This is a genomic window from Lysinibacillus sp. OL1, from assembly GCF_004332175.1.
GTDB classification, from domain to species: Bacteria; Bacillota; Bacilli; order Bacillales_A; family Planococcaceae; genus Lysinibacillus; species Lysinibacillus capsici.
The window spans coordinates 327,770-341,800 of sequence record NZ_SJDS01000002.1 but is presented as its reverse complement, the minus strand read 5'-3'; the positions used below and the strand labels follow the sequence as shown (position 1 = coordinate 341,800).

Genomic DNA, 14,031 nt, shown 5'->3' with positions numbered 1-14,031 from the left:
GCTGTAAGCTAAAGAATTATTCGTTTGTGGTAATGATATGCTATGCCTGCGTTCAACTAGGACATTCAGCCCTTGTGGCGGGAATGATGATTAAATAAACACATCAATGGAAATTTTAACAATTGGAGGTATATTATGGGTAAGGGCTTATTATGGACAGCCACTTGTGTAATAGTAGTTTTAGTTGGGTTTGGTAGCTACTATTTTATTAAAGAAATAACAAACTCTATGGCATACGATAAATTAGTAGATGAGTATAAAAAGCCAGAACCAATTGAACATATAGAGGAAGAATATGATGTTATTGTCATCGGTGGTGAGCCAGAGGGAGTGGCTGCGGCTGTGGCTGCTGCTCGAAATGGTGCGAAAACATTGCTGGTCGAAAAACGACAAGAGTTAGGTGGATTATTTACATATGGTATGCTGAATTTCCTCGACATTCCTCGTGATGACCATAACAACTCGATTAGTGAGGGAATATTTAAGGAATGGCATGAACTTGTTAGAGGGAATGACGCTTTTGGTATTGTAGGTGCTAAGGCAGCCTTTAAAAAGCTGATCGATGAAGAGCCCAACTTAACGTTATCCGTGCAAACCGAGGTTGTGAAAGCAAATGTTAAACAACAACAATTAACGTCTGTGGAATTAAAAAATGAGTACGGTACATATGTTGTGACGGGGAAATCATTCATAGATGCTACACAGGATGCTGATTTTGCAGCCTTGTCGGGCGTTCCTTTCTTTGTGGGCGGAGAAGATATTGGCATAAAGGATAAGCGTATGGCTGTGACTTTAATGCTACATTTAAAAAATGTCAATTGGGATGAAGTCAAAAAAGCGGCTAATTCCGGTGTATTTGGCGGTGCTAATTTAAATCATACGGTGATGTGGGGCTTTACAAAGCTACATGATGAATACAAGCCATTACAAGAGGGTACTAGATTACGAGGGTTAAACTTAGCTCGTGTAGATGATGAATATTTCATCAATGCCTTACAGATTTTTGGTATTGATGGTTTGAATGAATCCTCAAAACAAGCGGCGATTGTCGCTGGGAAGAAAGAAACGTTACACATTCTAAAATATTTACAAACAAACTTCCCAGGGTTTGAAAAAGCTGAAATTGTCAGCTATCCAGAAGAGCTCTATGTCCGAGAAACGAGACATATTTGGGCAGAGTATCAATTACCAATGGCAGACCTGTGGAAAAATAGTGATCAGTGGGATAGTATTGGCATTGCCTCTTATCCAGTCGATGTGCAAGCGCAAACGCCTCATGATTACGGCTATGTGATCGCTTCACCCAAGCAATATGCTATTCCTTTCCGGTCGTTAGTACCGAAGGATATTGATGGCTTACTGGTTGTCGGACGCTCTGCTGGTTATTCATCACTTGCAGCTGGTAGTGCACGTATTGTTCCAACAGGGATGGTGACAGGTGAAGCGGCTGGGACTGCGGCTGCTCTTGCACAGAAGCACGATGTAACTTTTAGAGACATGAGTAAGGATAAATCATTAATCGCTACATTACGAAAGCAATTAGCTAAACAAGGTGCCTATGTTGATTCATTTTCAATTGAGTATCCATATCAAGGAGAATGGTATGATGAAGCCATTCAAACCCTCATTAATTACGGCCTTGTTGTGGGCGGCTATGATAATGACCTAAAAGTAGACAGTAAGGCGACGAAAATAAAGTTTGCTAAAATGTTAAAAGAGAGCATGCTACGTGCTGGTGGAGAAAGTGCAGCAGGAATGAAGGACCAGCTCGAAATTGTCATCAATAAAGTTTATAATCAAGGCGATGAAGCCATTGAGCGAGATGAGTTAGCTCAATATTTGGCTGACGTCCTCATCGGTGAATCCAATGCGACTAGCTGGGATACATTGGTAGAAAAAGGAATTGTCACGGAGAAAGTAGCGAAGAAAGTCTCTGATAATAAGAAATTAAAATTAAAAGAGATGTATGCGATTATGGCTGATGTGATTCATTATGTAGAAAAGAAACACTCCTCTTCTTGAGGAATGTTTCTTTTTTTCTATTGTCCATCCTTTTGATCCAATTGATAGCTTATATATGTTAGCACTGAAGCTATGAGTGCTAAAATTCCACCAGCCCATGAAAGTTTGTCTAGACTACCCGTGGCAACGACAATCCCACCAATTGCAGCCCCTAATGCAATGCCCACATTAACGGCTACAGGGGTTAACGAGGATGCAAAGTCTTTGGCAGACGGGGAATACCTTTCTGCTAGATCCATGAAGTATAGTTGAACAGTTGCATTCACAGCATAAAGCATGATAGCCATTAACATAATACTCGTGAGTCCCAGCCATGTGGAGGACATCGTGAAATAGAGGGTAAATAAGATAATGGCCTGAAAGATGAATGTATAACGCAATTTACTAAGACCATTATGTTGAGCGATCTTGCCAGCTAAAAGATTACTAAAGATCGAAAAAAAACCATAGATTAAGAGAACAATACTTATATATTTCGTATCAATCCCAAGTTTGTTTTCTAAAATTGGCGTAATAAAAGTATAGATTGTGTATGTTCCAGCAATCGTAAAAACAGGAATGAAGAATGCTAGAATGATTTTAGGTTGCTTAAATAAACTTAATTGGTCTGATAGCGAACCTTTTGTTCCTTTACTATTCCGAGGTAGCACAAAGAGGCTGATGACAAAGGCAATCCCTCCTAATAGAGCCGTTAACCAGAATGTCATATGCCAATTACTCCATTGAACCACCATCGTTCCTAGCGGTACACCCATAACGTTGGCAATGGTAAAACCAGCAAATATTAAGGCAATGATAGAGGATCTTTTTTCCTTTGGCATATTATCATTTGCTAAAGACATAGATAATGCTGTTAGCACACCGCTGACAACAGCCGTAACAACTCTAGAAGTCATTAAAATACCATAGGAACTAGCTAAGGCACTTACTATATTTCCAAGTATAAAGATAGCAATGAACAGTAACATGAGTGGATATTTTGCAAATCTACTAACAAAACCGGTTAAGATAGGTGTACCAATGGCATAGGCAATCGCAAATCCAGAAACTAAGGAACCAGCAGTGGCGATGGTAATGCCTAAATCTGTCGAAACCTCTGTTAATAATCCTACAATGACAAATTCACTTGTTCCCATGACAAAAGTTAATAATGTTAAGGTAAAGGCTAAAATTTTATGTTTATGACTAAGTGTATTTTCTTTCATCAAATAATGCTCTCCTTTTATATTTATATATCGAGAATAATCGATATATTATTCGAAACCTAATCAATATAGCGTATCTATTTATCGTGAATAATCGATATAATAACTAAAACAGAAACCCAATTAATCATTTTGGGTATCTGAGACAAGAAACGAAGCAATTTGATGAATCGTTTCTTCTTTTAATTTATAATACGTCCATTGACCATGACGAAAAGATTCGAGAAGTCCAGCTTTTTGCATCATATTTAAGTAGTGAGAAACGGTTGATTGAGAAGTTTTAGCTTTCTCTTGAATATCACCAACACACACGCCTCCTTCGATACTCACTTTTGGGAAATGTTTCTCAGGTTCCTTCAACCACTGTAAGATGTTTAGCCTCGTCTCGTTTGATAACGCTTTGAAAATTTCAATTGGTTCCATATGACGATAATATATCGAATTATCTCGATATGTCAATTGCTAAGTACCGTCATTTTACAGTAAAAATGGTTGACGCCACTAAGGAAGTCCGGTAATATATGTAAAAATCATAGAAAAATTCGATGAAAAAGAGAGTAATTGATGGGATGACTGGCAAGCGAGTTAGGGATGGTGTGAGCCTAATGCAGGGACCATGAATGAAGCGCACTTTGGAGAAGATTCTCAAACAAGTAGTAGAGAATAGCGGGGCGTCACCTCGTTAACAATGGAAAGTGGTCATGTCACATGGCAACTAGAGTGGTACCACGGGATTATCATGCTCTCGTCTCTAATTTTAGAGGCGAGGGCTTTTTTATTTGAACAGGAGGAGGAGCAAGATGAATCAACAAATCGCCGACAGTTTAGCAGTTGCATTAAAACAACAAATAATAGGAGAGGACATATTGTCATTATTAGAAAAACCCAAAAGCTTGGAGCTAGGGGACGTAGCCTTTCCATGCTTTACTCTAGCAAAAGTGTGGAAAAAATCACCGCAGAGTATCGCAGCACATATAGCAAGTCAATTAAATCATGACAGTATCGAGCGTGTGCAAGCTGTTGGTGGCTATGTCAATATTTTTCTCGATCAACAAAAGGTGACGCAGCAGGTGTTACGCAAGATTCTGCACGACAAGCAACTATATGGTACTACTCCAACAAAGATGGGAACGGTCGTCTTAGATTTTTCCTCTCCTAATATCGCCAAGCCTTTCTCGATGGGACATTTACGTTCAACGGTCATCGGCAATGCCTTAGCAAATATTGCAGAAAAAAATGGCTATCAAGCCATTCGTATCAATCATTTAGGGGACTGGGGTACACAGTTTGGCAAGCTTATTGTTGCTTATCAGCTTTGGGGTGATAAAGAGGCTATTTCAGCGTCACCGATAGAGGAGTTATTAAAGATTTATGTGAAGTTTCATGAAGAGGCAGAGCAAGACCCCACGCTCAATGAACAGGCTCGTGCCGCCTTTAAAGCATTGGAGGACGGTAATGAAGAGGCGCAGGCATTATGGCAATGGTTCCGAGATGTATCATTCGTAGAATTTCAAACAATATATGAACTATTAGGAATTCATTTTGATGCCTTTATAGGTGAAGCCTTTTACAATGACAAAATGCCGTCCGTTGTAACAGAATTAGAAGAAAAAGGGCTCCTTGTGGAATCAGAAGGAGCGTATGTTGTGGAGATGGAGGAGATGCCTCCATGTTTAATAACGAAAACGGATGGAGCCACGCTTTATGCGACGCGTGATTTAGCAGCAGCCCTGTATCGCCAACAGCACTACCAGCCGCAAAAGATGTTCTACGTTGTTGGCAATGAGCAGTCCCTCCACTTTAAACAACTTTTTCAGGTAATCGAAAAAATGGGCTATCCTTGGGCAAAGAATCTGCAGCATGTGTCATTTGGCATGATGCTGAAGGATGGTAAAAAAATGTCGACGCGTAAAGGCAAAGTGGTGTTATTAGCTGATGTACTAGCAGAAGCTATAGCGACTGCACAGCGTAATATGGAGCAGAAAAACCCTTCTCTACCTAACAAAGAGCAAGTCGCAAAGCAAGTGGGGGTTGGAGCGGTAATTTTTAATGATTTAAAATCCCATCGTCTAAACGATATTGAATTTTCAATCGAGCAAATGATGAATTTTGAAGGCGAAACAGGGCCATATGTACAGTATACATATGCACGTATTTGCTCTATTTTAGATAAAAAGAAAGCTCCGACTCAAGCTATGCTATTCAAATCTTTAGGTGAGCAGGCTTGGCCAATTATCTTATTACTAGAACAGTTTCCTAAAACGGTAGCTATGGCTTTTGAGCAGGCTGATCCGTCCCAAATAGCAAAATATGTCTTACAACTGGCACGTTTATTCAATAAATATTATGCACAGTACAAAATATTAGCAGATGATGAACAGCAGGCATCTCGTCTTGCACTATGCCAGAGTGTTGCTATTGTTTTAAAAGAGTCATTAGCCTTATTAGGTATTGAGTCACCTGAAAATATGTAAGAAGCATTAGCCATTTAAAGTCAGACTGTCCAATCATTGACCATCCATCGAAAACATGATAAAAGGATAGAGGAATCCATGCAAGCTTTTCATAAATGAAGGCTGCGTAATAATAGAGAGGATCAAACAAATGGCTAAAAAACATTGGACCGTATCACTCACCTTCGTGGTCATTAGTATATTTTTTGTCGCTCTTAATATGAGGCCAGCTGTCACGGGAATAGGACCGCTTTTTAATGTCCTCATGACGTCCTTACATGTCTCGAATACAAGCATGAGCTTTCTCACAGCTATCCCCGTTTTTTGTATGGGATTATTTGCACCTTTAGCTGTCCCGCTTCAGCGAAAAATGGGCACGAAATCAGCTATCACCCTTTTAGTGGCTATCCTTGTCGTCGCGAATGGGCTACGCTTTTTCCAAGCAAGTTATCTCTTGCTCATCGTGACAAGCTTTGCGGCAGGCTTAGCGATTGCAATGATTGGTCCTATTCTAAATGCTTATATTAAGAAAAAGTTTCCAGAACGCTTTACGACAGTAGTCGGTATCTATTCATTCGGTATTGGCGTTGGGGCTACTTTAAGTGCAGCCTTAACCGTGACTTTTTATCAGGGTTTCAGTAATAGCTGGACAATCGCCCTTGGCATGTGGTCAATCCTTGCTATAGTTGCTCTCGTTATCTGGCTAGCGGCAATTCCATCCGAACACAACGAGCAGCTCCAACAAGTAACTGCGTCAGAAGATGTCCGTAATCCGTGGACATCTAGACGTGCCTGGGTAATTTTACTGTACTTTGGTTTACAAACATCACTCTTTTTCTCTATCATGTCATGGCTTACCCCGCTATTACAGGATAAAGGCCTGTCATTAGAGGCATCCAGTGCCATGCTAACAATTATGTCTATTGTACAAATGATAGGGAATATGGCCGTACCGATTCTCATGGAAAAATGGCCAAATCGAATGGTCTGGCTACTAGTGTTTAGCTTTGTTGGCGTGATTGGATTTATGCTACTCTGGCTGACAGCGGGTATTTACCTATGGCTGGCTGTTTTATTAATTGGTATTGTGCTAAGTGGGCTATTTCCAATCGGACTATTGTTGCCTCTTGATGAAGCCAAAAATGATCAGGAGGCCACTAGCTGGTCATCTATGGTGCTGGCAGGTGGCTTTATGGTAAGTGCCATTATCCCCATTCTAATAGGTGTTTGCTATGACTTAACTGGCAACCATACATGGACGTATCTGATCTTTGTATTGTTAATGCTCGGCATTCTAGTAACGACAGGACTATTAAGAAAAAAATGATTGTAAGAGACATGTGTCAGGTTGCACATGTCTTTTTATGTGAAAATTATTTTGAGGGTATGATAACCTTCCATCTGTCGCTTTGAAATAAAGTTTGATCAAAAACACCCTGCAAACACAAATTTTAAGTTAAAAAGAAAGAATCCGCTTTAAAAAAAGATTGATTAAAACGGATTCTTTCTTTTTGAAGAGTTATGCCATTTTTATAAAATAGTTTGATTAATTACTATCTGTTGTTGTTCCACAATTGCGCCCGATTATTGAATATCCTTATTCGTCCCAAAAAGCCGCTAACATTTTACAGTACAGCGTTTTCTAAAATAGTAAAAGAGCTTGTATTACAATTAATTTCTGCTAATGCACCAAGAGGTAAAATGAATTTTGGTTCGGTATGTCCAAAGTTCATATTGTATAGAATTGGTGTATCCTCCAAGTTAAATTCTTTCATCACTTTTAAAATCTCTTCTTTATATTCTTCGCAATACTTTTCATCTTGTGGTTTACCAAATATAATTCCGTTTGCTTTTTGTAAAATACCTTGTACACCGTAGTTTCTCAACCAATATCTAAGTAGGGTAGGCTCTGGTTGATCTTCAGATGTTTCAAAGAAAAGAATGCAATTTTCCCAGTATTTTTCTTCAGGCCATAGCACGGTACCTTTAGCAAACTCTAGTACTTCAATGCACCCTCCTATTAAACGTCCCTGCACTATACCTTTACCTTGCAGCAATTCGTATCCTTTATTAGGCTGCATTGTGCGTTTTTGATTTTTATTTGATTCTATCCATTCTAAATGCTCACTTGTCCATTCTACAGAAGGAACAATTTCACCTATTACTTCATTAGAAAATAGCGTTTTCTGAATAGATTGAACGGTATATGAGTGCATTTCAACGTTTTCTGCAAAATCGGTTAAAATTGCTGGTCCATAAAATGAAGATATACCTGCCTTCAAACAAAATAAATGAGCAATCGTTACATCTGAGTAACCCATTAAAATTTTGGGATTTTTAGTTATAACCTCAAAATCAGTGTAAGCGAGTAAACGAACACTATCATCTCCACCAATATTTGCAATAATAGCTTTAATCTTGGGGTCCTTAAAAGCCATCATTAAGTCCTCTGCACGTGCTTTTGGATTTTTGTCTAGATAATCTACACCTTTCAAGCTATTTGGCATTGCTATAACTTTCAGTCCAAAAACCTCTTCAAGTCTTTTTACGCCTTGTTCATAACGCCATTTTAATTCTGGTTCTCCAGCACCTCCCCAAGAAGGACTTATTGTGGCGATATAATCTCCTTGCTGGAGTTTATTTGGCTTTAATAACATATAAATTCACCTCAAATTAGATTTAATTTCATTAAAAATAACATATTAAATGGAAATTTTAAACAGTCTATCGTATATGTGAAATAAGCTACTAAATCCTTGTTTGGAGACATTGCACAAAATGATTTTATTCCACAATCTGACCCGTTTGCGGAATACTGACTTTTTATAAAGATCCTTTAGTCTAAGCGTATCTAAAGGAGGATAACGTCGCAACTTTATTTCAAAGCCACAACTTTCATTTGGGAACGTTATTAAAATTATTAGTGAATTATTGATACATTCATTTTTAAAGCAACAAATAGGGTTTAGTCATTGGTTATTATGTCATTATCTTCAAGATTTAATATACCTGGTGTCGCATTCTTTGTTTTTCCAACAGAGCCTATGATTTCTCCATTATACTCGTATAAGATAGCTTGAATATTATCGCCTTCAATATCTTTCTCATTTAATTCATAAGTAGTTACATCTAACTCTTTGCCTACATAATTCTCAAGAAAAGAAAACTGATAAGAGTCATAAAACGTTAAAGATTCCTTAGATAATTCGCGTGTTTCCTTTGTGTCAAAGGATTTAATTGACCAACCTAACTCTTCTAAATATAATCTATGTTTTTCGTTAATCCTTTCATTGTTACAAGCTGTTAAAATAAACAGAATGCACAAAATCATCGTTATTTTTTTCATAATTCCCTCCTATTCACTTTTAACTACTAAAGTATTTCGATAAAACAGACTTTTATTCCTCTAAAAAGCTACCAAAGCGAAGTCATCCACAATATGGCCCGTTTGTGGAATACTGACTTTTTATAAAAAACCTTTAGTCTAAGCGTATCTAAAGGGGTATAACGTCGCGACTTTTTTATAAACATCGCCACTTTTTTTCAAAGCCACACCATCCTATCCTCACAGCAAATTTTGTCTTCCACCAATATTAATGGGTAGAAAGAAATGAGTTTAGGGTAGTTGCTGCATTTTTCTAATATTAATAAGTATATAATAATATTATGTAAACTTGAAACATTACTCATCCTTGATTATGATAGAGAAGAGAGAATGTAGAATAGAAAGTTTTGGTGAAGGTATGTATAAAAAAGTGCTCATTTTAGGAGCGACAGCTTTTCTTGTAGCAGGCTGCGACAGTCAAATAGGGACAGGATGGTTTCAAAATAAAAAGGCAGAGCTGGAAACAGAAGGAGCTGTGATGAAGCAACAGGAAAAAATTGTCCCAGAGGTCAAAGTGATTGGAGAGCATGGTGTTGGAGCAGGCATTATTATCAGGCAACAGGATGATCAACTGTATATTTTAACGAATGGCGCACTAGTGGCATCCAAACCAACTGCCCTTGTTCAATTTGGTCAGGACAAGCTGGTAGCAGCGACTATTCATGTCATGTCAACAGCCTATAATATGGCCCTGCTACGAGTAACCTATCAAGCGGATGTGCAAGTGCCTAATTTATATGAAGGTGAGCTAAATCAGCTAGCTGTTTATGTGAATGGCTTACCCTATACGATTCAAAAATACCGAGATAAAGTAGCGGCTTATTATATAAAAGCGGAACAATCGATACCTCTAGGAAGCCCTGTCATGGAGGCTGAAAACGGAGCCATTGTCGGATTATATGTTAATCGACAACAGCAAGGAGAGTCGCAGCCATACATATTGCCTATAAAGGAATTCCAAGCATCCATCGATGAATGGATTGAGGAGGGCATGACAACCAGTGTACGACTTTCCCAATCGAAAAACTTATACCCCTATATTGAACAAGGGGATAAAGAAGCTGTACAGCAAGCAATCGAACAATATGGAGAAAATATATTTGCGTATAATACCGATGAAATTATGCTATTTTTAGATACGTTTCACAAGCATTTAAAGGGGGCTGTGACAACCCAGGATGCAAGTGTTTTGAAACCGATTGTCGGGACAGAGGCTATACAGGAAACCTTGGCTAGTATGGTTGCCTATTATGCTTCCAAGCAAGCCAAAATTCATTTCTCAGACACGGATATTCAGGCAATTCGCGTAGAAGGGCAGCGTCTTATCGTACAGGCTAAAACGGAATATATCCTGACGAATGCTGCAGGACAGGAGGCACTTGCCTACTCCAACATGTTGTATGAGTTAGAAAAAAATGAACAGGGCGAGTACAAGCTACTTGGTCTCACAAACAAGGAGTGAATTTTGCATGGAGCAAGCTAGACAAATGCTACAGCATCATTTTGGCTATGATACCTTTCGCCAAGGACAAGCCCAAATTATTGAACAAACATTACGAGGACAGTCAAGTCTTTGCGTCATGCCAACAGGTGGAGGGAAATCCATTTGCTATCAAATTCCAGCGTTAATGCTTGAGGGATTAACCATCGTGATTTCGCCACTGATTTCACTGATGCAAGATCAGGTGGAGGCTTTACGTACAGCAAATATTCCAGCAGCCTATATTAATAGTACGCTGACGGCACAGGAAGTGGATGAAACCATGCAGCTTGCTAGTGCGGGTTATTTAAAGCTCCTCTATATTGCACCTGAACGACTGGAAAGTACTACGTTTCTTCAAGCATTGTCGTATTTATCTGTCCCCTTACTTGCGATTGACGAGGCTCATTGTATATCGCAATGGGGGCATGATTTTAGACCAAGCTATCGTTCGATCCACAAGCTTTTTACGCTATGGCCCCAAAAGCCCACTGTTTTAGCGCTGACAGCTACTGCAACGCCAACGGTTTGTGATGATATTCGTCAATTGTTAGCGATTGATGAGCAGGCAACGGTCATGACAGGCTTTTCACGTGAGAATTTGGCACTTTCGGTGTTAATTGGTGAAAATAAAGAACGCTATGTAAAAAATTATGTACAACAAAATAAACAGGAAGTGGGCATCATTTATGCAGCTACTCGAAAAGCTGTGGATGCCATTTATGATGTGCTGAGTCGCTCTGGTGAAGACGTTGCGAAATATCATGCAGGTCTATCAGAGAATTTAAGAATGGCTGAGCAGGAGCGGTTTTTAAAAGATGAGGCACGTATCATGGTGGCAACGAATGCTTTTGGTATGGGTATTGATAAAAGTAATGTGCGCTTTGTGTTGCATTATCAAATGCCTCGTAATATGGAGAGCTATTACCAGGAAGCGGGCCGTGCTGGTCGAGATGGTCTGCCAAGTGCTTGTATTTTATTGTATGCTTCAGGGGACGTTCAAACACAGCGTTTTCTTATCGAACAGTCACAGGATGAGGCTCGTATTACACAGGAGCTAGCTAAACTACAAACAATGGTCGATTATTGCCATACTGAGGGCTGCCTACAGAATGCGATTTTAGCGTATTTTGGAGAAGGTGAGGAGGAGCCATGTGGGCGTTGTAGTAACTGTATTGACGGGCGAGCAGTGACAGATGTGACAGAGGATGCGCAAAAGGTGCTGGCCTGTGTTGTGCGTATGGGACAAAAATTCGGGAAGACCATGGTGGCACAGGTGCTAATTGGCTCTAAAAATCAAAAGATCGCTGAATTTGGCTTTGCCCGTTTATCGACCTATGGCATTTTAAAAGGACAATATACCTCAAAGGATGTCTCCAACTTTATCGAATTTTTAATTGCAGAGGGCTTGCTGGCCGTGAAGCACGGTACATTCCCTACAATTTATGTATCTGCTGAAGGCAAGGAAGTGCTGCTTGGCAATCGACAGGTCATGCGTAAGGAAGCTGTCACAGTGAAGAAGCTGGTGGATAATGATCCATTATTTGAACACTTACGGGTATTACGCAAAGAGATTGCAGACGAGGAAAAGGTCCCACCATTTGTTGTATTTTCTGATAAAACGTTACGTGAATTATGTGATAAGAGACCAACTGTACTGGAGGATTTACGACAGGTGAGTGGTATAGGCGAAGTAAAATTTGAGAAGTATGGTCAACGCTTCTTTGACGCACTACAATCGTTTTTAGAAGCCTCTGTTTAATAAATTTGTTGCTATTGTATAAAAGAGAGGTGTCCCACAAGCTGGAGACACCTCTTTTATATTATTTTTCCCAATGCTTTGCAATGAACGTATCACGCCCAGAAACGGCACGGTCTTGCTGATAGTGTGCTGTCTCTTTTTTATAATAATCCTGGTGATAATCCTCTGCTGGATAAAAGCGTTCAGCATCGCGAATTTTGGTTACAATAGGTTTATCAAAGCGTCCGCTATTGGCAAGCTTTTCTTTCGAGGCCTCTGCGATTTGCTTTTGCTCATCTGTATAGGTAAAGATTGCTGTAGTATAGGATTCACCACGGTCATGGAACTGTCCATACGCATCCGTCGGGTCAATTTGCATCCAATAAATATCAAGGAGCTGCTCATAACTAAAAATAGCAGGGTCGAATTCGATTTCGACTACTTCTAAATGACCTGACGTTCCTTTTTTGACATCTTCATAGGTTGGGTTTTCTAAGTGGCCACCCATATAGCCTGAAGTGACTTTATGTATACCGTCCCACTCGACAAATGGCTTGACCATACACCAAAAACAGCCGCCAGCAAATGTCGCTTTTTCTATCATTTGAATCATCCTTTCTTTTGTGAAAATATTATAGCATTGTTTTACGCCAAACTGTGCAAATGGGTGTAAAATAACGTTTAGCTAGAAAAACATGGAATAGATCCTTTTTATAATGAAACTTTCTAGCTAATCAATCGTTACATTAACTATATCAAAATAGAGGAGTTAGTTGTTATGGAAGAGCAAGATTATACGAGACGCACCCACCGTCCTAAAAAGCGTCGATTACGTAAAGGGAGAGCATTTTTTACACTATTACTATTGTGTATCATTGTGATTGTCGGCTATTCGGTCATGCAATATCGCAGCGGGCTTGAGCTAGCCAACGACACCAAAGTTGCACAGGAGGATTTTACGGGTGATAGCATCAAAGGGGATATCGAAAACTATTTGATTTTAGGGGTCGATACACGTGGAGAGGAAAAATCACGGACTGATACAATGATGGTATTATCCTGGAATAAAGCAAACAACGACATTAAACTCGTATCCTTTATGCGCGATATTTACGCGGATATTCCAGGCTATCAATCCTATAAGCTTAATACAGCTTACTACCTAAACGGTGTTCAGCTATTAAAGGATACATTGACAAATATGTTTGGCCTACCGATTCATCACTATGCACTAATCGATTTTAAAAACTTTGAATCCTTAGTGGATATTTTAGCGCCAAATGGTGTGGAAATGGATGTTGAAAAGGACATGTCTGAAAATATTGGGGTAGAGTTAAAGCAAGGTGTTCATCGTTTAAATGGACAGGAGTTACTAGGTTATGCGCGTTTCCGTCATGATGCAGAAGGAGATTTTGGGCGTGTTGCACGTCAGCAAAAAGTGATTGAGGCATTAAAAACAGAGTTATTAACGCCTACGAATATGTTGCATTTACCAAAATTTGTTGGTGCGGCACAGGGCTATATCACAACAGATTATTCATCTACTGAGGAAATGCAGCAAGTACTTAAATTGCTATCAAAGGGCAAGGTAAACATTGAGAAAGCAACCATCCCTATCGAGGGTAGCTATCAATTCCAAAACTTTAGCCATGCGGGCGATTCTATTGTCATCGATGTGGAGCAAAACAAAGCCTTTTTAAGTGATTTTTTAGGTATTTCACTAGAGTGATGTTTCGCAAAAACCA

At 39.3% G+C, this 14,031-nt stretch carries 12 protein-coding genes and 1 other annotated feature; of the genes, 6 read left to right on the top strand and 6 right to left on the bottom strand.

Features of this window, described 5'->3' with window-relative positions; translation table 11 throughout:
• Window positions 1-135 precede the first annotated feature (135 nt).
• Entirely contained in the window at window positions 136-2,022 is a 1,887-nt protein-coding gene (locus EW028_RS06040) for an FAD-dependent oxidoreductase (protein ID WP_131520249.1), read from the top strand.
• A gap of 17 nt (window positions 2,023-2,039) precedes the next feature.
• On the opposite strand, the gene EW028_RS06035 is transcribed toward EW028_RS06040, so the two are convergent.
• Together EW028_RS06035 and EW028_RS06030 are read right to left on the bottom strand one after the other, a co-directional pair.
• On the bottom strand, window positions 2,040-3,227 hold the full coding sequence (locus EW028_RS06035) for an MFS transporter (protein WP_131520405.1): 1,188 nt from the start codon (window positions 3,225-3,227) through the stop codon (window positions 2,040-2,042).
• Between the two features lie 123 nt (window positions 3,228-3,350).
• Window positions 3,351-3,650, bottom strand: coding sequence for an ArsR/SmtB family transcription factor (locus EW028_RS06030; protein WP_131520404.1), 300 nt, complete (start codon window positions 3,648-3,650; stop codon window positions 3,351-3,353).
• 113 nt (window positions 3,651-3,763) lie between these two features.
• Window positions 3,764-3,983, top strand: a binding site (T-box leader).
• Between the two features lie 44 nt (window positions 3,984-4,027).
• Between EW028_RS06030 and argS the strand changes: the two genes are divergently transcribed.
• A complete protein-coding gene (argS, locus tag EW028_RS06025) occupies window positions 4,028-5,701 on the top strand; it encodes an arginine--tRNA ligase (protein ID WP_131520248.1) in 1,674 nt (557 codons plus the stop codon).
• 33 nt (window positions 5,702-5,734) lie between these two features.
• Here the strand turns inward: argS and EW028_RS25550 are convergent, their stop codons facing one another.
• Window positions 5,735-5,947, bottom strand: coding sequence for a hypothetical protein (locus tag EW028_RS25550; protein ID WP_227744893.1), 213 nt, complete (start codon window positions 5,945-5,947; stop codon window positions 5,735-5,737).
• Between EW028_RS25550 and EW028_RS06020 the strand changes: the two genes are divergently transcribed.
• Complete coding sequence (locus tag EW028_RS06020; protein ID WP_227744890.1) at window positions 5,868-7,007, top strand: MFS transporter; 1,140 nt, start codon at window positions 5,868-5,870, stop codon at window positions 7,005-7,007. The two genes, EW028_RS25550 and EW028_RS06020, sit on opposite strands and share 80 nt — an antisense overlap.
• A gap of 298 nt (window positions 7,008-7,305) precedes the next feature.
• Here the strand turns inward: EW028_RS06020 and EW028_RS06015 are convergent, their stop codons facing one another.
• Together EW028_RS06015 and EW028_RS06010 are read right to left on the bottom strand one after the other, a co-directional pair.
• The gene (locus EW028_RS06015; protein WP_131520246.1) at window positions 7,306-8,337 is read right to left on the bottom strand and encodes a S66 family peptidase; all 1,032 of its coding nucleotides are present in this window, start codon (window positions 8,335-8,337) and stop codon (window positions 7,306-7,308) included.
• Between the two features lie 308 nt (window positions 8,338-8,645).
• Window positions 8,646-9,026 carry a DUF4830 domain-containing protein gene (locus tag EW028_RS06010; protein WP_131520245.1) on the bottom strand — a complete coding sequence of 127 codons (381 nt, stop codon included), beginning with the start codon at window positions 9,024-9,026 and terminating at the stop codon, window positions 8,646-8,648.
• A 397-nt stretch (window positions 9,027-9,423) separates the two neighbouring features.
• Here EW028_RS06010 and EW028_RS06005 point away from each other — a divergent pair, with 397 nt between their 5' ends.
• Window positions 9,424-10,527, top strand: coding sequence for a TcaA NTF2-like domain-containing protein (locus EW028_RS06005; protein WP_193767327.1), 1,104 nt, complete (start codon window positions 9,424-9,426; stop codon window positions 10,525-10,527).
• Window positions 10,528-10,534: 7 nt separating this feature from the next.
• Window positions 10,535-12,307: a DNA helicase RecQ gene (recQ, locus tag EW028_RS06000; RefSeq protein WP_131520244.1), complete on the top strand. Its 1,773-nt coding sequence runs from the start codon at window positions 10,535-10,537 to the stop codon at window positions 12,305-12,307.
• Window positions 12,308-12,368: 61 nt separating this feature from the next.
• On the opposite strand, the gene msrA is transcribed toward recQ, so the two are convergent.
• Complete coding sequence (gene msrA / locus EW028_RS05995) at window positions 12,369-12,890, bottom strand: peptide-methionine (S)-S-oxide reductase MsrA (RefSeq protein ID WP_081011039.1); 522 nt, start codon at window positions 12,888-12,890, stop codon at window positions 12,369-12,371.
• Window positions 12,891-13,064: 174 nt separating this feature from the next.
• Between msrA and EW028_RS05990 the strand changes: the two genes are divergently transcribed.
• Window positions 13,065-14,015 carry an LCP family protein gene (locus tag EW028_RS05990; protein ID WP_131520243.1) on the top strand — a complete coding sequence of 317 codons (951 nt, stop codon included), beginning with the start codon at window positions 13,065-13,067 and terminating at the stop codon, window positions 14,013-14,015.
• Window positions 14,016-14,031 lie beyond the last annotated feature (16 nt).

Bases quoted from the DNA above. Each gene is read 5' to 3' on its own strand.
- EW028_RS06040 (WP_131520249.1), top strand. From the start codon at position 136: ATGGGTAAGGGCTTATTATGGACAGCCACTTGTGTAATAGTAGTTTTA.
- EW028_RS06035 (WP_131520405.1), bottom strand. From the start codon at position 3,227: ATGAAAGAAAATACACTTAGTCATAAACATAAAATTTTAGCCTTTACC.
- EW028_RS06030 (WP_131520404.1), bottom strand. From the start codon at position 3,650: ATGGAACCAATTGAAATTTTCAAAGCGTTATCAAACGAGACGAGGCTA.
- argS (WP_131520248.1), top strand. From the start codon at position 4,028: ATGAATCAACAAATCGCCGACAGTTTAGCAGTTGCATTAAAACAACAA.
- EW028_RS25550 (WP_227744893.1), bottom strand. From the start codon at position 5,947: ATGAGGACATTAAAAAGCGGTCCTATTCCCGTGACAGCTGGCCTCATA.
- EW028_RS06015 (WP_131520246.1), bottom strand. From the start codon at position 8,337: ATGTTATTAAAGCCAAATAAACTCCAGCAAGGAGATTATATCGCCACA.
- EW028_RS06010 (WP_131520245.1), bottom strand. From the start codon at position 9,026: ATGAAAAAAATAACGATGATTTTGTGCATTCTGTTTATTTTAACAGCT.
- EW028_RS06005 (WP_193767327.1), top strand. From the start codon at position 9,424: ATGTATAAAAAAGTGCTCATTTTAGGAGCGACAGCTTTTCTTGTAGCA.
- recQ (WP_131520244.1), top strand. From the start codon at position 10,535: ATGGAGCAAGCTAGACAAATGCTACAGCATCATTTTGGCTATGATACC.
- msrA (WP_081011039.1), bottom strand. From the start codon at position 12,890: ATGATAGAAAAAGCGACATTTGCTGGCGGCTGTTTTTGGTGTATGGTC.
- EW028_RS05990 (WP_131520243.1), top strand. From the start codon at position 13,065: ATGGAAGAGCAAGATTATACGAGACGCACCCACCGTCCTAAAAAGCGT.